This window comes from Bradyrhizobium sp. MI1.11 (assembly GCF_055811255.1).
The window spans coordinates 13,755-37,762 of sequence record NZ_JBVVPM010000023.1; the positions used below are offsets into that span (position 1 = coordinate 13,755).

At 58.7% G+C, this 24,008-nt stretch carries 21 protein-coding genes and 1 pseudogene; 4 read left to right on the forward strand and 18 right to left on the reverse strand.

Features of this window, described 5'->3' with window-relative positions:
- Nucleotides 1-53: 53 nt before the first annotated feature.
- Nucleotides 54-1,610 (reverse strand): ISL3 family transposase, encoded by a 1,557-nt coding sequence (locus tag AC0L30_RS22450; protein ID WP_473358237.1) that lies wholly within the window; start codon nucleotides 1,608-1,610, stop codon nucleotides 54-56.
- A gap of 237 nt (nucleotides 1,611-1,847) precedes the next feature.
- Between AC0L30_RS22450 and AC0L30_RS22455 the strand changes: the two genes are divergently transcribed.
- The gene (locus AC0L30_RS22455) at nucleotides 1,848-2,084 is read left to right on the forward strand and encodes a hypothetical protein (RefSeq protein WP_473405242.1); all 237 of its coding nucleotides are present in this window, start codon (nucleotides 1,848-1,850) and stop codon (nucleotides 2,082-2,084) included.
- Nucleotides 2,085-2,231: 147 nt separating this feature from the next.
- Here AC0L30_RS22455 and AC0L30_RS22460 read toward each other — a convergent pair whose 3' ends face one another.
- Complete coding sequence (locus AC0L30_RS22460) at nucleotides 2,232-3,188, reverse strand: response regulator (protein WP_473304830.1); 957 nt, start codon at nucleotides 3,186-3,188, stop codon at nucleotides 2,232-2,234.
- Nucleotides 3,189-4,391: 1,203 nt separating this feature from the next.
- Between AC0L30_RS22460 and AC0L30_RS22465 the strand changes: the two genes are divergently transcribed.
- Entirely contained in the window at nucleotides 4,392-5,264 is an 873-nt protein-coding gene (locus AC0L30_RS22465; RefSeq protein ID WP_473304832.1) for a radical SAM/SPASM domain-containing protein, read from the forward strand.
- A gap of 92 nt (nucleotides 5,265-5,356) precedes the next feature.
- Complete coding sequence (gene sugE / locus AC0L30_RS22470) at nucleotides 5,357-5,671, forward strand: quaternary ammonium compound efflux SMR transporter SugE (RefSeq protein WP_148744154.1); 315 nt, start codon at nucleotides 5,357-5,359, stop codon at nucleotides 5,669-5,671.
- Between the two features lie 657 nt (nucleotides 5,672-6,328).
- On the opposite strand, the gene AC0L30_RS22475 is transcribed toward sugE, so the two are convergent.
- The 10 genes and pseudogenes from AC0L30_RS22475 to nifH form a co-directional block, all read right to left on the reverse strand.
- Entirely contained in the window at nucleotides 6,329-6,850 is a 522-nt protein-coding gene (locus AC0L30_RS22475; protein ID WP_473304835.1) for a thermonuclease family protein, read from the reverse strand.
- Nucleotides 6,838-8,040, reverse strand: coding sequence for an energy-coupling factor ABC transporter permease (locus AC0L30_RS22480; RefSeq protein WP_473405243.1), 1,203 nt, complete (start codon nucleotides 8,038-8,040; stop codon nucleotides 6,838-6,840). Before AC0L30_RS22480 ends, AC0L30_RS22475 begins: the two co-directional genes overlap by 13 nt.
- 1,567 nt (nucleotides 8,041-9,607) lie before the next feature.
- Nucleotides 9,608-10,024 (reverse strand): hypothetical protein, encoded by a 417-nt coding sequence (locus AC0L30_RS22485; protein WP_473405244.1) that lies wholly within the window; start codon nucleotides 10,022-10,024, stop codon nucleotides 9,608-9,610.
- Nucleotides 10,025-10,713: 689 nt separating this feature from the next.
- Complete coding sequence (locus AC0L30_RS22490) at nucleotides 10,714-11,010, reverse strand: ferredoxin family protein (protein WP_007600062.1); 297 nt, start codon at nucleotides 11,008-11,010, stop codon at nucleotides 10,714-10,716.
- 40 nt (nucleotides 11,011-11,050) lie between these two features.
- A complete protein-coding gene (locus AC0L30_RS22495) occupies nucleotides 11,051-12,358 on the reverse strand; it encodes an FAD-binding protein (RefSeq protein WP_473304847.1) in 1,308 nt (435 codons plus the stop codon).
- Between the two features lie 11 nt (nucleotides 12,359-12,369).
- The gene (locus AC0L30_RS22500) at nucleotides 12,370-13,485 is read right to left on the reverse strand and encodes an electron transfer flavoprotein subunit alpha/FixB family protein (RefSeq protein ID WP_473304850.1); all 1,116 of its coding nucleotides are present in this window, start codon (nucleotides 13,483-13,485) and stop codon (nucleotides 12,370-12,372) included.
- Between the two features lie 1,148 nt (nucleotides 13,486-14,633).
- Complete coding sequence (gene nifW, locus AC0L30_RS22505; RefSeq protein ID WP_317245383.1) at nucleotides 14,634-14,966, reverse strand: nitrogenase stabilizing/protective protein NifW; 333 nt, start codon at nucleotides 14,964-14,966, stop codon at nucleotides 14,634-14,636.
- Nucleotides 14,967-15,072: 106 nt separating this feature from the next.
- Nucleotides 15,073-15,502: pseudogene (locus AC0L30_RS22510) on the reverse strand (homocitrate synthase/isopropylmalate synthase family protein); the annotation flags it as partial.
- Between the two features lie 160 nt (nucleotides 15,503-15,662).
- Nucleotides 15,663-16,391, reverse strand: a complete 729-nt coding sequence (locus AC0L30_RS22515; RefSeq protein WP_473304855.1) for a nitrogen fixation protein NifQ — start codon at nucleotides 16,389-16,391, stop codon at nucleotides 15,663-15,665.
- Between the two features lie 66 nt (nucleotides 16,392-16,457).
- Entirely contained in the window at nucleotides 16,458-17,348 is an 891-nt protein-coding gene (gene nifH, locus AC0L30_RS22520) for a nitrogenase iron protein (RefSeq protein WP_007600043.1), read from the reverse strand.
- A gap of 531 nt (nucleotides 17,349-17,879) precedes the next feature.
- On the opposite strand from nifH, the gene AC0L30_RS22525 reads away from it, so the two are divergent.
- Nucleotides 17,880-18,434: a peroxiredoxin gene (locus tag AC0L30_RS22525; RefSeq protein ID WP_456766229.1), complete on the forward strand. Its 555-nt coding sequence runs from the start codon at nucleotides 17,880-17,882 to the stop codon at nucleotides 18,432-18,434.
- A 1,703-nt stretch (nucleotides 18,435-20,137) separates the two neighbouring features.
- Here the strand turns inward: AC0L30_RS22525 and AC0L30_RS22530 are convergent.
- The 6 genes from AC0L30_RS22530 to nifB all read right to left on the reverse strand — a co-directional run bounded on the left by AC0L30_RS22530 (nucleotide 20,138) and on the right by nifB (nucleotide 23,260).
- Nucleotides 20,138-20,380 (reverse strand): hypothetical protein, encoded by a 243-nt coding sequence (locus AC0L30_RS22530; protein ID WP_473405245.1) that lies wholly within the window; start codon nucleotides 20,378-20,380, stop codon nucleotides 20,138-20,140.
- 32 nt (nucleotides 20,381-20,412) lie between these two features.
- On the reverse strand, nucleotides 20,413-20,772 hold the full coding sequence (locus tag AC0L30_RS22535) for a DUF3024 domain-containing protein (RefSeq protein ID WP_456766230.1): 360 nt from the start codon (nucleotides 20,770-20,772) through the stop codon (nucleotides 20,413-20,415).
- Between the two features lie 11 nt (nucleotides 20,773-20,783).
- Entirely contained in the window at nucleotides 20,784-21,023 is a 240-nt protein-coding gene (locus tag AC0L30_RS22540) for a nitrogen fixation protein NifZ (protein ID WP_456766231.1), read from the reverse strand.
- The gene (locus AC0L30_RS22545; RefSeq protein WP_007600033.1) at nucleotides 21,020-21,340 is read right to left on the reverse strand and encodes a nitrogen fixation protein NifZ; all 321 of its coding nucleotides are present in this window, start codon (nucleotides 21,338-21,340) and stop codon (nucleotides 21,020-21,022) included. The genes AC0L30_RS22540 and AC0L30_RS22545 overlap by 4 nt, the downstream gene beginning before the upstream one ends.
- A 126-nt stretch (nucleotides 21,341-21,466) precedes the next feature.
- A complete protein-coding gene (locus AC0L30_RS22550; protein ID WP_007600032.1) occupies nucleotides 21,467-21,691 on the reverse strand; it encodes a 4Fe-4S binding protein in 225 nt (74 codons plus the stop codon).
- A 15-nt stretch (nucleotides 21,692-21,706) separates the two neighbouring features.
- Nucleotides 21,707-23,260: a nitrogenase cofactor biosynthesis protein NifB gene (gene nifB, locus AC0L30_RS22555; RefSeq protein ID WP_473304863.1), complete on the reverse strand. Its 1,554-nt coding sequence runs from the start codon at nucleotides 23,258-23,260 to the stop codon at nucleotides 21,707-21,709.
- Nucleotides 23,261-24,008: the final 748 nt, after the last annotated feature.

Sequence of the window (24,008 nt, forward strand, 5' to 3'; positions counted from 1 at the left end):
GCTGTCAATCGGCCTGTAAATTTGGCTCTGACGCAATTTTGGTGCAGCACTGGTCATGTGGCACCGATTAGCCGAGCCTGCAGCAAGTCGAGCTTGGCGCGTCCGTACATTTGGCGCTTCACCAGTTTAAGCTTGGTGATCTGGCCCTCGGTCTGTCCGTTGGACCAGGACGTTGTGATCGCTGCGCTGACGGCGGCCTTGTCCTTGATGACGCCGTTGGCGAAAGACATGACGAGGCTTGCGCGTGCCCGTTCCAACCATGGTTCGAGCTCTATGTGAGCCTTCTTGCGGATCATCGCATGGAAAGCGGCTATGATCTCTCGAGCTTCCACCAGAAGAGGAACGCCTTGCTCGATCGCCGCAATGGTGACGGTCTCTGACCTTGATAGTGTATCGCGGCCATTGGTCATCAGGCGGGCGATAGTTCTCGCGGACGGTACGCGCTGCAGGCTCTGAGCATCGGGCATTTCGGCACGCCGACGGCGTGTCGCCCATTCGGTAACGACTCGCACCGAGCCTCTAAATCCCTGCGCCTTGAGGCAACGCCACAGGTCGGCGCCATTACAATGACCAGCGGCCCACTGAACATCGAGCCATGGCAGGTAGTGCTCGAGCGAGCTCTCGCGCACCCTGAACACGTCGGATCGCTGACCTCGCAATACCCTGCGGATGAGGCCCCGGCTATGGCCGGTGAGCCGTACGATCTCCTTTATGGAGACGCCCGTCTCAGCCTGTTTGAGGATTGTCGCGTTGGTGTCTTCTCGCCGAAGATAACCCTCATATTGAATGCGCTCGGCGGCGGTCAATAAGTTGGGATTTATGGTGGCGGAGCCGACCGCGATGCGGACCTGGCGCATGGATTTGCGAACCGCATCCAGAAAGGCGTGGCTGGCGTTCTCCATGAGGTGCCAACGGTCGGCGACCTGGGTGGCGTGCGGGAGTGCCTTGGCCGCAGCAAGGGCGTAACCGCCGCCGCGGTCGCGCGCGACCACAGCGATCTGTGGTTGCCCCGCGAGCCAGGCCTGCGCAGTGGCTGGCTCTCTGTCGGGTAAGAGAGTGATCGGTCGTCGCCGCTCGAGGTCGCAGATGATAGTTCCATACCGCTGATTGCGCCGCCAGGCCCAATCGTCGATGCCGATAACGCTCGGCGCAGCAAAGGGTGGACACCCGCGCCTTCTAACCACCCGAAGCAACGTGTCGTTGCTCACGGGCAGCATAAGTCGACGGGCAAAACTCGCCGCTGGGCGGCCACCCAAGGCGAGGCCAAGGTGATGGACGATCAGATCGAGCCGGGTCGTTCGCCGCGCCCACGGTGCTAGAGCGCCGTCATCGAAGCGCTCGGTGAAAATACGCCGACCGCAGCGAGCAGTAACGCAGCGGAAGCGGCGCGCCACGACCACCAAGCGAACCTGCCGCCCCGCAAGCGGCAGATCGGTTAGGCGCCGCTGATATCGGCTATGGATCCGCCCAGAACTGGTCCCGCATCCGGGACAGAGACTCGTCCCGCTCGTGGGACGCACGGTGATCACGGTCGTAGCGCCATCACAAAAGGCGCTTTCCACGTCAAACCCGTGAGGGACCAGAGCCGACGGACGTAGGGCTCGCTGCATCATATTGATTCCTTTGTGAAACCAACACGAGCCGGCGCTTGAACTTCATCAAAAGTGAGTCAGAGCCAATATTGCAGGCCGAATGACAGTTCGAGGGGCCGACCGGCCAGGACGACACTGTATGCAACACCTTTTTTTCGGGGCTAGTGCCGCTCGAAAATATAGCTTTCGTTCTCGAGGATATGTCGAGCGATCTCACGACTGTTTGCCATCTTAAGCGCGGTGGGTGCCGGCCCGATGAAACCTGACTTCAAGCGACTGGGCGAGACGAAGAGGCTTTTAAGCGAAGCCAAGGATAACTCGAAAAGTGTCTGGCCGATTTGGAAAGAATCGGCTGACGCTCGCGAAAGCGAGGGCTCGAGGTGGTCGGCTGCCAGCCAGGCACCAGGCAAAACCACCTACTTCTTCGAATGGCAACGAGAGTGGTGGCACGTCGGCGACCTAAACTTTATACAAGAGGACGCCGCTTTCTGATCATACCTGAGGAGTCTCATGGTGCGGCTCGGATCTTCTTTGATGACGCCGAGAGGGAATATATCGGACCCAACTACAAGTGCCCGTTCATCGATCCGTATTGGGATCTTCAAAAATTGAAAACTACACTCAAGGCGCCACAGCAAACTAGAAGGAGGCCACTTCTTCAACGTCCAAGAGCTTGTAAATCCCCGTTCGCCCTTGGGGAACCAAGTCGATCATGTTGTTCAACTTGGCGCGAAGCCTTGGCACGAAGACGTCCAGTCGAACGTGCTTATCACCTTTCTCTCTACGCAGCACCTCGATGTTGAAGACTTCGCTATCGATAGCATGACCCTCCACCGCACAGAGATGGCGCAGGAAAATGTGTTCGGTTATCGAAAGCCGCTTGGAGATCCCCAAACGATCGGTAATCTGACGATCACCAATCGTGAACGTCCAATTCCCGATCCGAAACCTCCGGCCGGAATGCGATTGCTTGGAACGCCTCTCGGTATGCGTTCTTCGCCAGACCGACATTGCCCGGGGTGCGATTGCCATGAAGCCGTAGGATTTTTCGACGTAATCATCTGCTCCATACTCGATGAGAGGTGGCGCCTCCTCGTCAATCGGCAGATTAGAACATACGATGATGCCAGCATTCGTATTGTTGATTACAGCTTTCACGAAAGCTTTGCCCGTTTCCTTGTCGGTCGGCTTTCCCCAGTATTCCGAGATATCAAGGTCAAGGAAATACAAGTCGATATCATCTTTCTCGAGATATTGGCGAGCGCTTGCTACGTCGTTGACCCACTCTATCTTGCAATCAAGCTGCCCAATTTTCGTCAGGGGATTTTTTAACGCCGTTCCAATGCGATCTGCATCAGCCTTATCGTCATCGACGATTAGGATGCGGGGGGCGCGCATCACATCGGCCGGACCGGAAGGACTCTTGTCTGCGAGATCGGCAGGCTTTTTGGTCGAAGCCATCACTCGGTCAGCCGCCCCTGCATCAGCATCGACAACAGAAAGCACGGCACGATCGCGATCTCCGGCTTGTGCCCAGCGTGAAGCAAAACCGTGGAGAGCGTGATTACCGTCAAGAAGGCGATCAACATCTTCCAAGATGGCTCGTCCGCAGTCATAGCGACCTCCACAATTGGGGCACATAGCCCACATACCCTACATAACGCACAATTTCTTACCTGAGATTGGTAAACGAAACACTAAGCTGCCGGCGCATCGAGGACATGACCAAGCGGCAAGCGTGCGGCTATCGAAGTCGGTTGAGGATGTCGTCGTATGCGACACCGAGCGAGAAGCGCATCAAGGTCGGCAGGACGCTCGGAGTCGAAGCGAAATTTGCGCGTGCCACTCGAGTTTTGTCCGATGAACACCGCAATGGGGTTGTCGGTGAACTGATCCCCCGTGAAAGACGATGAGCGAACCGCGCCCGAGAAAACTGCTCATGGCGATACCCTAGATATAGGTGAAGTCGCCCGTGCCCTACTAGCGCTGCCGACTTGCTCCAGCGGTCTAGAAAAGTCGGAAGCCAGTAGGGCGGAACATTCGTACGCAAGGCCAGCGCGGCCCCACTCCTGTTCTGGACCCATCATCGAGAAGACGCCTCGCAAGTCCGACCGTAGCCCCGGCGCCCGGATATTTATCCAGCCGCCCTCCCGAGCATACGAAGAGCATGACGACGCCCGCTCCCTCGTATAGCGTTTCCAACTATTGAAATTCACGACTTGCTGCATGAAGTGGTGGTAAAGAATTCGCACTCGTGACTGCGGCAAAGTGCATTCCAGTCGGCACTTCGCTCGGCCGATCCCGATGCACGTCGATGATGATGACATGGCCGTTGGGGCGGCGGCAACGGCCTCACATTTCAAGGAAGGCTGCCATTCAACTCATTTCGAGAGAGCTTGAATCGTACATAGCGTCATATTGTACGCTTTCGATCGCAGTTGCGCCTCCGTGGTGCCATTGCGAAGACAGTTATCGCGGATGTGTCGGCTTATGGACAATACCGCCAATGGCATGAGTGATGCTTGTTGGAACAAGCGAGAGGTTAGATCGACGCCGTCGATGCATGTGCACTCGGCAGCCACCAGGTCCTGCTGGACTGGGGGCGCTAGGGTGAGTGAGCCGTCGGCGCTGTCTTCATCTATCGCGGCCGCGGCTTGCGACCGTGAAGTGTCGCGGTGATGGGCGACGAACCGAGGATGATGCATGAGCGAACCGACATGAGGGATGCAACGCGAGGGTACCCCCTCAAGATCTCCTTGTTCCCAATGGCGGAGCGCGGACGTGGATAATATACAATCGATGACTGCACAGGAGCTGCGCTCTGCAATTAGTGGCGGCAGGGTCTTGGAGGTAACCACGACAACGGGCTGTGTCGTCGGATGTTCTTATTGCCCGCAGGACAAGTTCGCCGAACGGCAAAGGGCTATATCCGACGTGAAGCATCTTTCTTTGCAAGATTTCAAGCGATGCCTGGCGCGCGTACCAGCAACTGTGGACATCAGCTTTTCCGGGTATTCGGAGCCTTGGCTCAATCCGGCTTGCACCGAAATGGTTGAGCATGCCTACGCGTGTGGCCATGGAATCCGGATTTTCACAACCCTCGTAGGAATGAATGGGCGGGATCTAAGACGCTTGCGTGCGTTGCAGTTCCGCGGTTTCCTGGTGCACGTTTTTGACGACGGCACGCATATGGACAGTGGTCTCGTCAGACGCAACTATGTCGATTTGATGCGCCAACTTGTTGATGCCGGCATTTCGTCACTGCTCTTCATAGTCATGGGCGAGGTGCATCCTGAACTACTCGACATAATACCTGACGAAGCGCTCGTTCGCTCGCGTCCCCCGCGCAGCAGGCCTGCGAGCGGCGAGCTTAGGATGGTTGAAGCACGACAGCCAATCCTTGGAGCGTTGAGATGTCCAGACGAACGGCAATATCGGAATGTTCTTCTGCCAAACGGCGACGTTACCTTCTGCTGCATGGATTTTGAGCGACGCCACGTTCTGGGCAACCTTCTCCGCGAGAGACACAAGGATCTCTTCGAAGGGGCGACATTTGGCAAGATTGCCAGTCGCATGAACGGCGCGGACGGTTTTCTGCTTTGTCGAACATGTGAATTCGCCGAGCCACTGAGGTCGGAATGCTCATCCTTGAGAGCAGTTGACCCTGACTGATCGAAACGAATCGGGAGCCCAGGCGAGGACGGCCTTGCCGCTCATCATCACATCAGCCGCGGGGACGACCCCGTCATGAACGGAGGGTCGCCATGGCCTGGAGCATTTTGTTGGTCGCCGGCCTCCTGGAAGTCGCCTGGGCAATTGGCCTCAAATACACCGAGGGCTTTACCAAGCTCGTTCCGTCCGTGCTCACGCTCGCGGCCATGGCGGGCAGCGTGATCCTGCTCGGCCTTGCTCTGAAGACGCTGCCCATTGGAACTGCCTATGCGGTCTGGACCGGCATCGGTGCAGTCGGCACTGCAGCGCTTGGCATCATCCTGTTCGGGGAGCCAGCCGCCGCGTTTCGCTTTGCCAGCATCGGACTGATCGTGGCCGGCATTGTCGGGCTGAAGCTCGTGTCCTGACGAAAACATCGAAGCATTGACCAACAGCAGGTCAGCGCCGCAACGATCGCAGAGACTGGCCGCCGTGTTTGTCGACCTGGGCGCGTTCCAGCGCACCGCCGAGGGGCGCGGCGCCGAGAAGGGAGCAGTGATGATGGCCGAAGAAAGTCGCCGTGAACGGGATGCCGATTCAGGCCCTCTGGGCCGAGACCTGTTGACCGCGAGCCTCAGTGTCGTAACGCGAACGCCCATGGTGAGGACGATACGCCCGTCGGCAATCGGCGTGCCCACGGCCATGGCGTCTGGCACGATGTAACACCCGGAGCGGCACAAACAATTCGCCACCGAACTCGCGAATACGAATAGAACAGTAATGGATCCCAGGTATGCCGCTGATGCTCCGGGGCGCCGGCCAAGAAAGGTCGCTTGCCCGAGTCATGCGATGTCTGCCCTACGGAGCTGCAGGGAGAAGATGCATCACAGAACGATATGATCGACAGAGCGTCTTCGTTTGCTCCGAACTGCTTCCGACCATCCCGCCCAAGAGTACGAGACCATCCTACTCGTTGAGCATGGTTGGGCGGCAGTGGTGAGCTTGACTCACTCCCGATCGAGCCAGCTCGCCCGTGACTGTCACCTCACGCGGAGCAACCGCGTATTCTGGTGTAGGGGTAGCCATCAAGGATGTGCGTTCGCGTCGTCAGAACAGCTGGCTGGTCGACCACCCAACCGAATGCACGCTCGATATAACCAAGGTACGGCAAAGCTGCCCGCCCATAAGCCCAGCCCGGCACGATCGGCCGCGCGTTGCGCAGCATAGTATCGTCCCCTGGAGTATTGCTTCCAATCGAGCACGAGACCGTTGCGCACCAACCATTCTCCAATATCGGTGCCACCAGCTGAACAGGTCGCTATCGTCCGTCCACACTCATCCTCCAGGACTGGAACGCAACTGACTTCGCGATCTTCAACGAAGCTTTCAAGATCGCGCGCGGCCCTGAGGCCACATTGATAGAGATTGCCCATGATATCTCGGCACATTTGGGTCTCATCCGGCGCGTCAATGCCCCAGAGTCGAACGCGTGTTCTGTTGATTTCAAGCGTGTCGGTGCTGATGACCTTTGCCGGCCCCGTCAGCCCGCCGGCCAGGACGATGCTGAACAGTGCGAGCATGGTCAACACCATGATCAATCCTGGCATGGCGATTTTCTTTGTCGGACCGCGACCATTCCCGATGAGCGCAGCAGAGCGCTGCCAAGTGGCCAAAGGCGCTCGATCGCAGTGCCCAGAAGGGTGCTAATGTTGAATAGGTAAGCTCGCTCGACAGATGAATGTCCCTGAATGAGCAGCGCAACACCTCCCTCGCGTCCAACCTCGCCCACGATGCTGTGTGACCCGCCTGCTGCGCTGACCGAATTAGGCCATTGTTCCACGTCATTGCGGCAGTCCGCCTCGACTGCAACGCGCGCCGGCAGGACGAAATCCGTCGTGCGCGTCCGCTGATTAGCGACGAAGCAGGCGCAGACGGCCAGCCGCAAGTCGGCGTGATAAGATTTCCCGGCCTTGTCCGAAATGAGCATAAGCTCGCCCGCCTTGCTGGCACCGATAGCGAGCACGCGCCGTGCGCGGTCGCTGCTCACGGCAACTATAAGGGAAAGCGTATGCATCGCTTGAGCAAAACGGGCGCTCCGACGAGCCGTCGTCGTTATCAACGGCAACATGCCTTCTACAGGCGGTTGGCGACAACTCCGCCCGCAGTCACGCCGCCCAACTTGTTTCGCGAGCGCCAACACAGCCAGGTCAACCTCTAGTTGGACCAGGGCCACAAGTGCGTAGGAAACCGCGAACCATGCGATGTTATAGAGATTGGCGGCGCCGAAGCCCGCGCCGTAGAGGGCCCAAAACGTGACGCAGACAACGATACCAGACTGATATGCACTCGAGAGGGCAGGCGCCTTGCTGTACTGCAGATCGCGATGCGCGGTGTTGGACGGGACGAGCCGATTGGCGAGCGCCTGGATCGCAAACAGCGGCACTAGAAGCGTCGTGGCATTCATACCAAATTGCGGCAGGTCGGCCGGAACAAAGAGTATGTTTTGCAGCAACAGGCCGAGCGCGAGACCAAACGCAGCCGCCGCCGCGCCGAACAACAGAAACAGCATCGAGCCGGGGACGAAGCGCACCTCGGAGACCCCAACCGCAACGTGCGGCAGGATCTCGAAGAACATGAACACAAGCGTCGCAGCGATGGCTTGCAGGGCAAATGACAGAGCGCCCCGCTCGCGCAAAGTCTCGACCAGAATCTTGGCGGCGACGCAGCACGTCGCAAGGCCTATCGCGTAGCTTAACACAAGCTTGGCGCCCGTTACTATTCCCGGTTCGATATGCATGGTCTCAGGTCCCTCTTGCCTTTGTACTCGGGCCTTGTGTGGTAGACCGCTCGAAACCGCATTTCAATTTCCGCACCTCGGTCCACCGCTAACGTCCTGCTTTCGCCATCTCGGACGGGTGTGCACTCAGCCTCCGCTCGGTCTGCGAGATTTCGATAGCAACAGCTATGCCAGCCCCGTCACCGCGCTTAAGCCTCTGATTGCGCCTTGAAACGTTCCGCCCCCGCAAGGCTCGCCGTGTGAGCTAGCTGACATACTCTGGATGAAATTGAACACACATGGGGACCCCGTCTTTGCTCAACCTGTGCCGTTTCGAACAATCGTTCTACCTCCCCTCTTGCATCGGAAATCCTGCGGCCGCCGGCGCGAAGAGACCCTTTGCACTTGAACTAGCCGAGCGCGGCCGACCGCGCGGGGGCCCAAGGGCATTCTCCAGCTGATCGGCGATGCGCTCCTGGTCCAGCAGCGTGTCGCGGGGAGCGCAGCCATTGCCGATAAGCCCGCGCACTCTGGGGTAAGCCGGAGCTGGAGCGGCTCTATTCGTGTCTGAAAGACGAATACGAATTGAAGGAGCGTCTTGAGATGCTCCAGCGCAAACTGCCGGCCATCTCCGGAACGGCCAACGCGCTGACGGGCATCATCGAGACACGGCGCTCGCTGCGTCTGGAGGGTTATAGTCGTGCTGATCGCGATAGAAGTTGCGATCGGATGCGGTCAGATTATTGCAGCAGCTCAGTGAAGTGCGGCTGAGTCACAGCACGCGAGGCGCTTTCCTGGCCTCTGAGCGGGCTTACGAACGTATCAGGCCCGGTAGTTGCGCGGAAACACGCTATTCGGCGCACGCAGCGGCGTGTTTTGACCAAGCCTTCGCCGTGCTCGTGCACGCGAGGTTCGACGAAATCCCTGTGCGGTTCGCGACCGAGCAAATAGGCGAGGCGACTTCCGGCGCAGTTCTCCGGAGATCGATCAACGATCATGCGTGTATGGCAGACGCGCGGCAGAGCGTCACCCCGACGATCCAGCGTGGCCCGAGAAGACCCTTTGTCAGGTTGCGGCGGACCGCAACTGAGCTTGTCCACTGTTGCCGAGTAGCTCGCGGAATACTTGCCTGGCCTTCCCCCGTCGTCCGCCGGCGCGCGGCCAGTGACGACCGGAAACAAGGACGGCCGATTTCACCAGAGCGCCTCGCTATGAGCGAACGCCTTTCGCCGCTTTGACACATTGCCGCGGCTCGCTCGACGTCACCTTCGGTGATTTCCCTTGCTTCGCTGTTAGCGAAAGGCTCCATGATCGACGAGCGCAGCGCACCCCGCGGGCTACAACTGAACATGAAAGCTCCGAACCGCGGTTCTCGGGTTCACGAACGCGACGGTCGCCGAGCTATACGCGCTCGGGACTGCAATGGAGCGTGCATGGCAGCTCCGCGTCAGCGATAAACGGATGACAAGGAACTGCGCCGCGAATTTCAAGCGATTTTGACCTCGCAAGCAGGCGCCGAGATATCCGACGTCCCTGTTGCCTGTAGACATTCCATCTGCAGGGATTGTCCTCAAAGCGCCCTCGCCACTCAGGTGCCGTCGGCAGCTTCCCTCAAATCCACTTCTGAACCGATCCCGTCATGGCGATGCTTAGCTGGCTCGTTCAGAAGGCCGGCGAGCCTGAGGCCTTCAAGGACTCCTTCGAGCCGCTGTTCGCGAACGATTGCGGCGAGCAGCGAAACGGCCTCCTCCCGATGGACGGTGAAGCCGACGTCAGGCGCTCGCTGAACCAAGAGGTCCAGCAAGGTCGGAAGTTCAGCAACATGGTCGCGTAAGGTCGAGACCACATCATTGGCGAGATAGGTCGCCAAATCCCCTTTCGCCGGCGGACCAAAGTCCAACTCGACCGCGGCGCGCTTCTCGATTGCCTCTCGTATCAACTCGCGCTGGCTTCGTGCATTCATCGAGAGCATGAACGCCGCGTCCGCGAGCTTCTCGCGCGGCAAGCTTCTCAGTTCGACTATGCGAGCCTGGATGTCGCCAACCGAACTCTCACGCCCTGCATCTGCTCGCCGCGCGTTAGCGGCTGCCCTGCTCTTTTGCACCCGAACCATCGTCATGCTCTCCGGCGGACGATATATCCCGGCGATACAGCGGAATGGAAGTGCAAAATTGTGTGGTGCATGCGCGCAGTCCGCCTGACGAACGCGGAACCGGCGGTCGCGCGAAGGACTCAGAATGCGCTATTTTCGTGATGCGCTCGTGCTTTTCTAGTCTACAAGGCGCGGGATGGCATGTTGTCGGGTCGGTGGCTACGGCCGAGCGAAGGCCTACTTCCAACATTCCGTCAGTAGGTGATAGGCAGCGAGGTGGTGGCGGCGGGCGGATCACCGCCAGCCTTCCAGGGAGGACGAAACCGGCCAGATATTCCGGAAGACAACCAGACTGTGGACCAGATCCGAGACGGACGACGTTGCGTTTGCACCCTTGCTTCGGATCCGCTCGCTTTGGCTATCTTCGGGAATATTATAGCGGAAACCGGAAACTGCGTTTGTCCACCATGCAAGGGCCCGCCGGGTAGATGGAAAGACTGGGACACCGGTTGAACGTGCCCGGGTTAACCCCGATTTCATGCGTGATCTCGTTGGATCGCGAGAACGACGCAGCCGCCGTGGCAGGGCCATCACCCGAAGTTTTAACCGAACTTGAATAGGACACCGTAACCGCCGCGTGGGTAACTCCACTCGATATCACCACTTTCTTCGCAGATCACCCTGCAGGTGCCGCATTCGATACACCCGTCGACTGTCACCTCAACATGACCTTTATCGCTGAGCTCGTAGCACCGTGCAGGGCAGGCCTTCAACATCGACAAGAGCCGCGAGGATGGCGTGGTGTGCGGACGCACCTTGATATGGGCACGGCCGGAATCGACAAGATAACGGTTGTAGAAAAGTTTATCCTCGACACGTTGGGATGGCTCGCTCGGCATTGTTTCTGGCTCCGTCGTTCGTCGTTGTCTTAGGTTTGGATCACCGCCAGGCCCGGGCAATGCGCAGGGCATCGCTAAACAGCCCACTCCAAGACCGCGCCTTGATGAACGAGCTCAGCATCAGCTTCTCTTTCTCGAGCTTTGGTATGCCGTCGACGCGCACGTAATCCTGCATCGCCTTGGAGAAGAGCTGCGGATATGTGAGAAAGAAGTTCTGCGAGTGGGTATGCATGAGTGCCGGCATATCCTTGTACTTCTTCAGGTCCTTGATCACGAAAGAATCAGTTAGCATTTTCTTGTAAAGTGAAAGATTTTTGGCCGTCATCGGATCTTTTCGCGATCTGATAAGGCAGATCGCTTCCGCCGCGATACGGCCCGACGTCATCGCCAAATTGGACCCCTCGCGATGGATGGCGTTGTTAAGCTGAGCGGCGTCTCCGACGACCACCCAGCCCTCCCCGCAAAGCTGCGGGATCGCCCTGTACCCACCTTCGGGGATCAAGTGCGCAGAATATTCCTTGACTTCCGAACCCTCGATGAGCGGCGCGACGGACGGGTGACGCTTGAAACCCTCGAGCAGGCCGTAAGGCGTCTCGCCGGTACGCTGGAAGTCGGCAACAAGACAGCCAATACCGAGCGAGATGCATTCCTTATTGGAATAGATGAAGCCCATACCGGTCATGCCGCGGGAGATGGTTCCTGCCGCTTCGATGACGAGCCCCTCGTCCCCTTTGAGATTGAAGCGAGCATCGATTGTCTCACGTGACAAAAAATGCATCTCCTTAACCGCGAGTGCGACCTTGTCCGGTTTCGGCCGCCCTCTTAAGCCCGCACCCGTCCCGAGCACTCCGTTCACCCCCTCGGCCAGCACGACAACATCTGCATGGATTTCACCCCCATCGCGGTCTGTGCGCACCCCGACGACCCTGCCATGGGAATCCTGGAGGAGCTCGGTCACCGTGGTCTCGCACAGCACCGTAGCGCCGGCCTCGCGGACCTTCTGGGAGAACCATTTATCGAACTGGGCACGGATGATGGTGTAGCGGTTCGGCTTCTCCTCGTTGAAATCATCGGATCGATAGTGAATCCCGGTGTGCGAACGCTCGTCCACGAACCAGAAGCGTTGCTCGACTAGATGCCGCTCAAGCGGGGCATCTTCTCGGAAATTCGGGATCAGCTTCTCCAGCATATCGGCATAAAGGATGGCCCCTTGCACGTTCTTCGACCCGGAATACTCGCCGCGTTCCAGCTGCAGCACTTTCAGACCCCGCTCGGCCATTGTAAGCGCCGCCGCGTTCCCGCCCATGCCAGCACCGACGACGATGGCGTCGAATCTTTCCTGAATCATAACAAGCTCCCCTAGCCAGCGATGCGGTCGTGCGAGTGCGGCGATAGCTGCGCGCGGAATGCAGAGGTCAATGCTGGCAATAGTCGAATGGCGTCGGTGACGATGCCGATATGGGCAAAGTCGAAGATCGGAGCGTTCTTGTCAGTGTTGATGGCAACGATGAGGTCGCCGCCCTCCACGCCGACGCGATGCTGGATAGCGCCAGAAATGCCGGCCGCGATATAGAGCTTTGGCCGGATGGTTTTCCCGGTCTGGCCGATTTGTCGGTCCGAGGTGGCCCAGCCCTTCTGGACCAGCGGCCGCGAGCAGCCATATTCGGCGCCAAGCACGTCCGCGAGCTGGTGTACCAGTTGGAAATTTTCAGGCGATCCCAGACCGAGCCCTCCAGCGACGACAACGTCGGCATAGGCAAGGTTGGACTTTGTAGAATCGCGGTCTGGCAGGAAGGACAGGACCTTTGTGACGATATCTTCTTCTACAAGCCCGAGCGGATGCGAGATGACGCGCGAGACGGCGCCTGTCACGCGCTCGGGCATCGGCATCACGCGCGGACGGACGGTTGCCATCTGTGGACGATAGTTGAGTGTGTAGATCGTGCACAACAGTGAGCCGCCAAACGTCGGCCGGGTCGCTGCAAGCGAGCCGTCGGCATCGACATCGAGCTCGGTGCAGTCGGCAGTTAGGCCGGTGAGCAGTGTGGTGGCCAATGAGCCGGCGAGATCACGGCCGAGTGTTGTTGCCCCTAGGAGTAGGATTTCCGGCTTGTAAGTGTTGACCAGCTCTGACAGGGCCTTGGTATAGGACTGGTTGCGATAATCGGCCAAGAGATTGTCCGCGACGATATAGGCGAGGTCGGCGCCGTAGCAGAACGATTCGGCGACCGCCTGCTGCGTTGTCTCCCCGACCGGGCCGATGACAACCGCGGCGAGGTCAACATTGAGCTTGTCGGCGAGCCGGCGGCCGGCCCCCATCAGCTCCCATGAGACGGGGTGCACAACCCCGCGTTCCTGCTCGATGAAAACCCAGACGTGCTTATACGGCTTAAATCGCTCGGGCAGTTCCCTCTTGGTCGCCGCGCGACCACCACCCGCGGCCGGAGCTGCACTTTTCGGTGCGGTGCTCATCATCTGTACTCCCATTCGCATTCAGTAGCGGCTCGCCAGCGGCGCATGCTCCGCCTCCAGGTTGGAATTTGCGCTTGAAGATTTCTTCAGTTAAGCGTCGGGCCGGATGCCGGCCGGCATCGCGTCAGCACGGCCTGGCAGCCGCGTGGGGCCGATACAACCGTTGCTGGACCTTGACGACGAGCCCGGAAGCACGCGCTTCCGGTTCGTTCCGGATGCGGCATTCTGGGACGACGGTTTGGTTCCCGGCACTCCTAAGGCACCGACCGGGCCGGTCAGGCGTGCCGATCGATTGGTCCTCCTCATCTTAGAGATGCAACCGAGGTGCAACAGATCAAGGACCTGCGAGGGGCTCGGCTGGTACGATTGTCGGCCGCGTCGTTGCCGGTGGAAGCGCGATCTCATTGCTCCGAGTGCGCTTGTTTCTTGCCGATCATAGCGACAGGCCCGCAACTCCTGGCGAGGACAGGAGGGGCGGCGCTCAAGGCGCCCGGTCAACAGCGCCGCACGGCCGGCGCTGTTGAGCAACGGCTCTCCGCGCGAAACCTCGGCCAGGGATCGGCCAACGGGGGCGCACGAATCAAACGCACCTTTCAGCTCAGCCAGGTATGCGACCATCGCTTTGGCGCCGCGACGCATTATGGTGCCGGCAGGCAGCGCGCGCGAACCTGCGCGGCGTCAAAAATAAAATCGATGCGAACCAAGACGTGCATGCGCTGCTCCAAACTAGCTGAGCATATGTCAGCAATTGTCGTACCAATTGCGCAGGCGATGAAAATTGGCCGCTATTTCAAATCTTACTGAAGAAGTAAGTCGGATTGGCGGCCTCTCACGAGGTCGAAACATTCGAGACCGTACTGACCCGTGTCCGGAATGCGACAGAACACACTCATCTGAACCTTGCTGAGTTTTCCGCGCAACATGTGCGGTCCCGCTGCCGGCGCATGATTGCAGGAGATAGGCACACCTGCGTACCAGCTCGAAAGGATGGAAATATCGGCGGCGAGTCGTGATTGGCCCCTAAGGAGCCGTGGTGATGAACTGCGGATCCGCGAGGCCGCAACTGCAGCTTTCCGCTCGAATTCGAAGCCATGGCTTGCTGTCAGGCTCTCGGGACCTTCACGGTCCAGAGCACGACATATAAGCTCAATTCACTCCAACAAATCGAGCTGGACCAATGCGGGATGCATGTTCGCTTGTGGTGCGGTCGCATCCTTCAGCACCTTGAATACGCGCTGTTCGATCGGGGAGGACGTGACGAAGTCGGCATAGGCGCGCTCAAGCGTGGTCTTGCAACGCGCGGTGATCTCAGGATCAGATGCACCAGTCAACTCCTCGCCTGCGAGATATTGGCCCATGCGACGCAGGATGTGAAGCCGCGCCACATCGACGATTTTCGCATCGTACTCGACGCCGAGCAGTGCAAAAAAATCCTCTGCCGCCGAGGCCTTGTTCAATCGCGCAAGGATCCCATCCGTCGTCATTCTCAACCTCCATCTCGATCCGCGCCCAGAAACGACCAGGCTGGAATGTTTCAACCGATCGCGCGACGCGCGTGGCTGATTCGCTGTTGACGAGCGAGCTCTCGTGAATGTCGCGCCAAATCGCCACCACCGTTTCCTGCGCAACCAGACCTTGGTGCTCGATGGCATGCTTGCGGACGGGCGCGGGGATGGTTTCGCTTTGCTCGGCGCCGAAAGAAAGTTGCACGATAGCAGCAAGGTAATCGCGGCGAACCCTGAATGCTTGCCGATCATAATCCGGGGGGAGCGCTCGAGCAGCCCCGGGTCTAGCCCTTCGTAGCTGCGCCAGGTCCTTTAACAGCCCGTGGACGTGGATGCCGGATTCATTGGTAAAGACATGCTCGTCGACCATCGCCTTGTTGAGCGGGACGGTACGGGACGCAGCGGCTGCAACGACGACCGCGACTTTTTCCCAGTTCGGATAGCAGCACGCCGGTATCAACGCAACAGAGCTGTCTGAGTGCGACGGCAACTTCCTTCAGCGGCGCGTTGTCGGCTCCGCCAGATATCAACCCGCGATCATCAGACGCCGCCTCGGCCCGTGGGTCGGGTACGCGCAATCGTTTGCCCCGGTCTGTTTTCACCCCATGCGACAGGTGGCCGAAAGCTCGTAGGATATACCCGCAATGGCGCCAAAGAGGGGTATCAATAATGAACTCAGCCTTTCAAGCTTGGGACGGCTTGGACGGTGTCATCAAGGCGGCGCAGATGATCCCGCCGACGTCCGGCCATCCGGCTCTCCCCGCTCTCTTCGCCGAAGCAAAGATCAAAATCATTGCATTCCGTGCAGACCGGCGTGGTACACATCACCAGGCCGTCATCTTCGCATAGCATGCGATAGAAGAAGCGCTTCCAGCGCATGTTCTTCGTATTGCGAGCCGCCAGCGGCCTGAAATGGCGCATGAGGACACGGGACAATTCATCCCGCTTCCGCAGACCGAGATCTTCCCACAAGTGATTAGGCTCCATGGCGCGCCGCGCGATCATCGTCGCGAGCCAGCCGCCAACCTCGCCATGAGTGGAACGTTGCGCAAGCAGGAGGTCGCGTACCATAACTGTCTCGTCAGGCGCCGGTAAGGCGGACTGATCGCGCCAGGTACAGCTCCTGACCGGGGTGGATGGGAAGTATTGCACCAACAGCGCATTGAGCTCCTGGTTGGTCAAGCCAGCCCGCTCGGGAAGTTGGCCGCCATCCATGGCTGATGTGGCCAGAATGCAAGCGAGCACATGGTGATCGAAGTCATCATTGTCGCTGATGTCGACTTCTGCCGGATGGCGCCCGGTCAGAAGCTGGTAGAGCTCACTCGCGTCGCGCTGCTCGGCGGCGTGAGCTACCGATACGCGAGATGAGATCGTGTCGGCTGTTTTTCCTTGTGTGCCGATCATAACTTTCGCACAGCTTCTGAGTGGACGATGTCGGCCTTCCCGGATCGAGAAGGCCGACAACATGAACTATGCCGAAATAGCGGCGAGCTCGGCAGCGGTCTTGCCGACCTGGCTCTCGTCGACGGGCTTGATGATGCCGTGCTCCATGAGCATATCTTCGAGCTCGTCCATGCTGATTGGCGTCGGGATAGCGCCTTGTCCGGCATTATTGTGGATCTTGGTCGCGAGATTGCGATAGTGATCCGCCTGCTTCGAGTCCGGCGCGTATTCCAGCACCGTCATTCGGCGCAGCTCCGCGTGCTGCACGACATTGTCGCGCGGCACGAAGTAGATCAGCCGGCTACCGAGCTTCTTGGCAAGAGCATCGGCAAGCTCCAGCTCCTTGTCGGTCTGCCGCTCGTTGCAGATCAGCCCGCCGAGACGCACGCCGCCGGAATTCGCATACTTCAGAATACCCTTGGAGATGTTGTTGGCGGCATACATCGCCATCATCTCGCCGGACATCACGATGTAGATTTCCTGTGCCTTATTCTCACGGATAGGCATCGCGAAGCCGCCGCAGACGACGTCGCCGAGCACGTCGTAAGAGACGTAGTCGATGTCCTCATAAGCGCCATTCTCTTCCAGAAAGTTGATGGACGTTATCACGCCCCGTCCGGCGCAGCCGACCCCCGGCTCCGGACCACCGGACTCGACGCATCGAATGTCCCTGTAGCCGAGCTTGATGACGTCCTCGATTTCGAGGTCCTCGACGCTGCCGGCATTCGCCGCCAGGCTCAGAATGGTGTCTTGCGCTTTGGCGTGCAGGATGAGGCGAGTCGAGTCCGCTTTGGGATCGCAGCCGACGATCAGAATCCTTTGGCCCAGCTCAGCAAGGGCCGCCAGCGTATTTTGCGACGTCGTCGATTTGCCGATGCCACCCTTGCCATAAAACGCGATTTGTCTCAGCGAAGACATGTTGCTCTCCATCAACCGATTGCTAATTTTTTCGCGCCGAATGCGCGAGCCTGTTTCTCTCGTAGAAACCATGGGCACACGAGTTTCGGGAAGGAGGCCATCGCTCGCCATCAGCGTCGGCGTGCCCTCAGCCCTCGCTCGTTGTTGCTCCATCCAGTTAGCAACTGGCGTGCCATTTCCTTCGCACCTGCATTAAGCCTCTGATCACCCTCGACTAACAGCGTGGCCTCGGACGCCGGCATGCTGTGGCGGACCGGACAGCCGCAAGGGCTCTGACAGAAACCCGACAAAGCCTCGGCGCTCGGATTCCACTGCGAGCGCCGGCCAAGGAGCACAAACGGGAAATCCCGCGCCTTACGCCCGAGACAATTGAGGAGACGACATGTTGCAGATCGGGCTCGAGGACATCGCCACCATCAAAGGCGAATGTTCCACGACGGGCATGGCGGGCACTTGCCGCCAGATCGGGTGGCATATTGCTTGCTCAGTCGTGGAACGATGTTCCGTGTGACCCGATGTTGTGAGGACAATATGCTTGGAATTGGAAGTAAGTTGCCGCCGTTCGACATCATAGGCGTGAAGCCCGGCTTTCACCTGCAGGAGGAGGATGGGCAAAGCGCTTTCGAGACGCTGACTGAGAGAAGTTTCCCCGGCAAATGGAAAGTCATCTTCTTTTACCCGAAGGATTTCACATTCGTCTGCCCGACCGAAATCGCCGAGTTTGCCCGCCTGACGAAGGATTTCGCCGGTCGCGACGCAATCGTGCTTGGTGGGTCGACCGATAACGAGTTTTGCAAGCTCGCCTGGCGGCGTGACCATAAGGACCTGCACCGTCTATCCATCTGGCAGTTTGCCGACACCAAGGGCGCACTGGTCGATGGCCTTGGAGTGCGCTCGCGTGATGGCATCGCACATCGCTATACCTTCATCGTCGATCCTGAGAACACGATCCAGCATGTCTATGCGACTAGCCTCAATGTCGGCCGCAGCCCCACCGACACGTTACGCGTTCTGGATGCGATACAGACTGATGAGCTCTGCCCTTGCAACCGCGAAATCGGCGGCGACACGCTTAAAATTGCCTGAGGCAACATATCGATCGTGCAGTTGGACGAGCGTTCCGGCCGCGGGACGTCAGACGCAATCGTTCTTCGATGATGTCAGGTGAGACGATGCTGCCGCAAACACTGCTAGCGCGTGCGACCCGCAATTCAGGTCTCTTTACCGGTCATGAACTCTGACGCCGCCGCCGCGATATTCGCGCGGCAGTCGCGGCGGCGATATCCACGGTCTCGATCACGACGATGAACAGCGTTCACGGCCGCTTCGCTCACCTCACATCATCCCGAACACAAGCGGATGCCAGCGCGGCTGCCCATGAACATACAAACGCTTGTACGCTTCTGCGCCTGCCGGACGCACATCTCCCGCCGGAGTTCCTTATACTTCGTCGTAGGCCGGACCGCGGTTCTCTTTTGTCTGCGGCTTACCGGCATGCAACTTCAAGGGGGCGATCCAGCGCCCACGGGGTCGGAAACAGGGTACCAATCTCTCCCGCTTGGGGCATTCTAGGTTTCAGTCGCCGCGCCTTGAGAAGGATGGACGCAGCGGCAGATGGCTTAGCCGCGAACGACGTGTGCCTGCCGTCGATCGACGCGCTCGCACAACGTATTTTCCGGGCCCGGCAAATCTATATTCAGCGCCTAAGCAGCACGTTGCGACGAGCGATTCGGTTGAGTCGCTGATTGAACACGACAATCGGTCGGGTTTAGGTCAAGTAACCGGATCGACGGAGAAGCCGGTCAGCTCGTTCGCCGCGCGACCTAACCGTCGGCGCCGAGCCTGAGACGACCAACTGGCCAGTAATCGCACGCCGCCTGACGATCTCGATCATCACACCGGTCGATTTCCGAAGCTTGATCCCATCTCAGCGCTGGTGACCCAAGCCAATCCCCAAGGTGGACGCTTTCTGCCTTAGGGAGCCTTCGGATCGCTTCATAAGCTTTGAAACCCTAACTACCGGGGTGCGGGCCCTTGAGTGCGCCTTGAGCAGCTTGACCTCGTCCTTACTATATTCTTTGCGCTTGGTGCTTTTTGCCACGTCATGTTCTCCGATTTCGCGTTGCACATTTATCTGCAGCGCCTTGTTTTTGAAAAACGACGCAACCGCTTCCCATTACCATATCAATGACCATCGGCAACTATTCAAGCGGGCTTTTATCTTCCAGATAAGAACATGAACTACACGCGAATTTGTTCTCTGTCCTTCTGTATCTTTATCCGCGTGACCAACCCGATTCCCGACGCGCGCCAGGCGGTTCAACATGGAAGCAAGCTATCGAGACAGGGATGCTCGATTCGGTCCTTCAAACAACAACTCGAAAGCGCTCGCTGGATCGGCCAGGACGATCGTTGTGCTCCCGCGCATGATGAACCGGCCTTCACGAGTGTACGGCGTTACCGCGCGAAGAATAAACGTCCTCTCATACCTGCTCGGTTCTGCGGACATCCTGCGACGGATGAGGTTTTCTTCGTCAGCTGACCGAGCACGGCTTGCTCTTCCTCATTTGACCGCCGCAGTGTTCTTGATCGAAGGGGCCACGTAGAGATAGCCAGGAAATTCCATCCTCAGCGAACAAGATGCGAGACCATCGCCTGCCCCGTGTCATGGACCCGATGAACGAGCGAGCGACCTGATCGTGATATTTCGCCAGGCCGGGCACGACGGCATGGCAAAAAACCCGCGGGCCTAGCGCCCTGTGAGCCTGGCACCGGCAGCGATTGCTTGATCATGACATGGCAGAGCGCTTGGCCAGCACAATGCCGCTGGCGCGCCGCGGATCATTCGTGATCTGCGCACATTGATCTCCGCGGTGGAGTGAATGCAGGTCGAACTGGCCAAACCGGCGGAACGGAGTGTGCGTCATGTCGGAGGCGTCGCAACAAATCCAGGCAAGATGTGGAAATTTCTGCCGGAGCGTCAGGCAGGGCTGAGAGCCTGTGTCAATAGCGGCGAGCGTCTGCTCAATCATGGTCAATTCACCTTCACACCATCCACAAATCCTCATCGCCAGAATAAACGTTCAGGATCGGCATTCAGAACCGTTGTCGCCAAGCCAAGCCGTTGATGGGTCGAATGCCACTCCCAGACGCCCTTACCGTGATCTTTGCGGAACAGCTGCCATGCCGCCCCAGTCCTGTCGTGGCGCAGCAGCGCGATCTCGACCAGGCCGCCCTCCGCATTGATATTGCCTGAGCAACACGGGCTCTCGACCAGATAGCCGCCAGGAACCGCAGTCACCTCTGGCGAGACATATCGGTAGCGCTCGCGCTTCGTGAGTGCGCGCACGATTCGCCATCGGTCGAGCTCGTTGGGATGTGCAGGCAAGCCGGAATGATGTCTTCTGATGATTGCCGCGTTCATTGCGCAACCTCCTAGACTGCAGAAATTTCTGCCTCGATGCAGCCAACCACCAACTGCTTGCCGAAGTCGACCATATAAATGAATAGGTTCGCGTCCGTATGGCGACCGATCTGGACGATCTCACCAACGTGCCCGACGCTGACTAGACACTCTTCCGGCGACGCGTCCGGAAAGGAACCGTCATTGAGCAGATCTATCGCCGCCTTGACACGTTGGCCTGACTGGTATCTTGGCAGTCTTGGTTCGATCATCGGGATGCCGCTCCTGGCAAGGAAGGCTCCTCGCCTTCGCGGCTTCGCCTGACTAGGTCGAGCTCCTTGCCTTTCATGCCGACGCGATAGCCGGAGCCGAGGAATTCGACCCCATAGATATAAAATTGTTGTAGGAACGTGCCGATCGAGACGACATAGCCAAGCTCACCTTTCTTGACCAGAACCTCACCAATCTCCTTGCCCACATAAGTGCCGTCGTTGCGGATGGTGCGGTTGGCCCGCACCTTGTCGCCATAGTCAAACAAGGGGGCGTCCGTCAGCTCGACGATCTCACTATCGCGGGCGATGTTGCTCATGCTGTCGTCCCCGTTCCACAGTTCGATACAACGTCTCGCACAGCCGCGGCCGCCGCCTGTCAATGCGGAGCATCAACCGCCCGAGTTTCTGAACCGCTAGTGTCGTCATGACATCCATCGTGGCCCTCAAGCAGGCTCCTGGTGACGCGGCAGCGCCGCGTCGAGCACGCATGTATTGTCAACGGGGCAAACCGCCACGCATTGTGGCTCGTCAAAGTAGCCGGCGCACTCGGTGCATTTCTCAGGATCAATCAGGAAAACGCCGGCTCGCTCGGAAATAGCGAGGTTCGGGCATTGCGTTTCGCACGCCGAACAGCCCGTGCATTGCGACGCGATGATCTTGAACGGCATTACTTGAACCCATCCTCAGGCGGCGGAAGTCAGCGCGTTGGAGCGGGCCGCTGCATCGACCCTTTCAACGTGATGGATCTTCCCCTCATTGACTTTATCGAGATAGAGTTTGAACCAGGCGGTGACCGAGCCATCGATGAACTCGCAGGCGTACCGATCGACCGGCTCTATGCCGGCCTTGATCAATTCGGCCTTCGGGCAGCCGCCGATCTTTGACACGAATATGGCGTGGCAATCCTTGATGGCGCCGATGGCCATTTCGAGCTTGCTGTCCTCGCCATGACCACCTTGGCAATAGGAATGGATTGCTCGATGACCAACGTATTTTGCGCCTGAAGTCGAGAGCTCGTAAATCTGGAACTCCTTGGCATGGCCGAAGTGCTGGTTGATCAATCCCGAGCCCTTGGTTGCAACCGCCACCAACACCTTGATTTCGCTGGACGCGCTGGCGAGCCGCGCAAGCGCGTCCTGCTTGGCCGCAAGCTTCGCGGTGCGCGCCTTCTCGACCTTAGCCTGATACTCCTTCCGGGCCTGCTCGTCGTATTTGATGTCCATCACCATGATTTTTTCCATTGTGAACTCCGCGCCACGGTCCTCCCCGAGCAGTCCGACGGCGTCGGCCCGGCACTGGCGACAGTGACGCATCATGTTCATCTCGCTTTCGCAGCTATCCTGCAATGCTGTCACTTCCTGTGCAGTCGGGCCGCGTTGCCCCCTGAGGCCGAAGACGGTCCCATGCTCCGGCGACGATATCAGCGGCATCACGTTATGCAGGAAGGCGCCGCGCGACTTCACGGCCTTGTTAACCTCGACCAGATGCTGATCGTTAATCCCGGGGATCATCACCGAGTTGACCTTGCACAGGACGCCGCGCGCGGTGAGCATCTCCAGCCCTTGGAGCTGTCGATTGCTGAGTATTCTTGCGGCTTCAATGCCGGTGCAGCGCTTATGGCCGTAAAAGATCCACGGATGGATCTTTGCACCAATTTCGGGATCGATCATGTTGATCGTGATCGTCACGTGGTCGACCTTGAGTCTCGCGATTGTGTCGACATGATCGGGTAGCGCAAGGCCGTTCGTCGAGAGGCACAGCTTGAGATCTGGCGCGAGCCTATTGACGAGCTCGAATGTCCTGAATGTCTTGTCCGGGTTCGCGAGCGGATCGCCAGGACCGGCAACACCGACCACGCTCATCTGAGGGATCGCGGAAGCGACCGCCAGCACCTTCTTGGCGGCCTGCATCGGCGTCAACTTTTCGCTGACAATGCCAGGACGGGATTCGTTGGCGCAATCGTACTTACGATTGCAGTAATTGCATTGGATATTGCAGGCGGGTGCGACGGCGACATGCATGCGGGCATAATGGTGGTGCGCCTCCTCGCTGTAACACGGATGGTTCTTCACCTTTTCCCAGATCTCAATTGGCAGATTGGCGATGCCAGCCTGAGATCCGCAGCTTGACTTACCGCTGCCACCGATCGTACCGCAGCCCTTGTGCGTCGCCATGACTTGCATGGTCTCGCTGATCTCGCCGCCGCAGGATACCTGGTGTTGCGCTGAAGTACTCATTGTTCCAATTCTCTTCGCAAGCCGAACCCTTTCGGCAAGCATCCCCAGAGTCTTTCTGGAAAGCCAAGAGCAACTGGCGTGCCATTCCTGCAGGATGAATTTAAAACTTCGCTTTCAAGTACTTAGCTAAGCCCTGGTCGATTGTTAGCTTTATCAATTCATGTTGGAAAGCTGACAAGGGTTGCGATCACAACAGCGCTGACACCATTGTTTTGAGGCCCGGCAGGCAGCTTCAGCTATGGCTTCGGCAAACGGCAGGCGGGTGGCGTCGTTTGAAAGTTGATCTTCCGTCAGAACGTGACGCCTAGGCAAAGCACAATCCGCAAAAGACGTCCGGGGCGCTTTGAAGGACAGGTTGATAAGGCGAGCCTAGAAGCAGAGAAAGCAGTCTTGTGACTGACCTATGCCATGGAAGATCACGCGGACCCCTGCGTGATGCTCCGGAAGGGCATTGTCAACCAGGTGAAGAGAAACGCCCGCTCGCCAGGGTCAGGGATCATCACGAAGGTTGATACTTCTGAGCCTGCGATCTGGGCCGGCGCGCGACTCAACCATTCAAAGCTGAACCTTATGGAGTCCAGCCATTGGCCTGACGCTGTTAAGACGCGCGGAATGCAACGAGCGGCCTGGCGGCCGCCGAAAAGGGGAGGTCGCGAAGGCCTCCCCACCAATGCCATCCCGCTGGCCGGATGCCTCGATGCTGCGCCCCGGCCAAGATACTGCCTTTGGCAGCGCGCGGCAGCACGAT

Bases quoted from the DNA above. Each gene is read 5' to 3' on its own strand.
- AC0L30_RS22540 (WP_456766231.1), bottom strand. From the start codon at position 21,023: ATGATCGAACCAAGACTGCCAAGATACCAGTCAGGCCAACGTGTCAAG.
- AC0L30_RS22490 (WP_007600062.1), bottom strand. From the start codon at position 11,010: ATGCCGAGCGAGCCATCCCAACGTGTCGAGGATAAACTTTTCTACAAC.
- nifH (WP_007600043.1), bottom strand. From the start codon at position 17,348: ATGTCTTCGCTGAGACAAATCGCGTTTTATGGCAAGGGTGGCATCGGC.
- AC0L30_RS22500 (WP_473304850.1), bottom strand. From the start codon at position 13,485: ATGATGAGCACCGCACCGAAAAGTGCAGCTCCGGCCGCGGGTGGTGGT.
- AC0L30_RS22515 (WP_473304855.1), bottom strand. From the start codon at position 16,391: ATGATCGGCACACAAGGAAAAACAGCCGACACGATCTCATCTCGCGTA.
- AC0L30_RS22450 (WP_473358237.1), bottom strand. From the start codon at position 1,610: ATGCAGCGAGCCCTACGTCCGTCGGCTCTGGTCCCTCACGGGTTTGAC.
- AC0L30_RS22475 (WP_473304835.1), bottom strand. From the start codon at position 6,850: ATGCCAGGATTGATCATGGTGTTGACCATGCTCGCACTGTTCAGCATC.
- nifB (WP_473304863.1), bottom strand. From the start codon at position 23,260: ATGAGTACTTCAGCGCAACACCAGGTATCCTGCGGCGGCGAGATCAGC.
- AC0L30_RS22495 (WP_473304847.1), bottom strand. From the start codon at position 12,358: ATGATTCAGGAAAGATTCGACGCCATCGTCGTCGGTGCTGGCATGGGC.
- AC0L30_RS22545 (WP_007600033.1), bottom strand. From the start codon at position 21,340: ATGAGCAACATCGCCCGCGATAGTGAGATCGTCGAGCTGACGGACGCC.
- AC0L30_RS22530 (WP_473405245.1), bottom strand. From the start codon at position 20,380: ATGATTGAGCAGACGCTCGCCGCTATTGACACAGGCTCTCAGCCCTGC.
- sugE (WP_148744154.1), top strand. From the start codon at position 5,357: ATGGCCTGGAGCATTTTGTTGGTCGCCGGCCTCCTGGAAGTCGCCTGG.
- AC0L30_RS22465 (WP_473304832.1), top strand. From the start codon at position 4,392: ATGACTGCACAGGAGCTGCGCTCTGCAATTAGTGGCGGCAGGGTCTTG.
- AC0L30_RS22525 (WP_456766229.1), top strand. From the start codon at position 17,880: ATGCTTGGAATTGGAAGTAAGTTGCCGCCGTTCGACATCATAGGCGTG.
- AC0L30_RS22455 (WP_473405242.1), top strand. From the start codon at position 1,848: ATGAAACCTGACTTCAAGCGACTGGGCGAGACGAAGAGGCTTTTAAGC.
- AC0L30_RS22480 (WP_473405243.1), bottom strand. From the start codon at position 8,040: ATGCATATCGAACCGGGAATAGTAACGGGCGCCAAGCTTGTGTTAAGC.
- nifW (WP_317245383.1), bottom strand. From the start codon at position 14,966: ATGACGACGGATGGGATCCTTGCGCGATTGAACAAGGCCTCGGCGGCA.
- AC0L30_RS22535 (WP_456766230.1), bottom strand. From the start codon at position 20,772: ATGAACGCGGCAATCATCAGAAGACATCATTCCGGCTTGCCTGCACAT.
- AC0L30_RS22550 (WP_007600032.1), bottom strand. From the start codon at position 21,691: ATGCCGTTCAAGATCATCGCGTCGCAATGCACGGGCTGTTCGGCGTGC.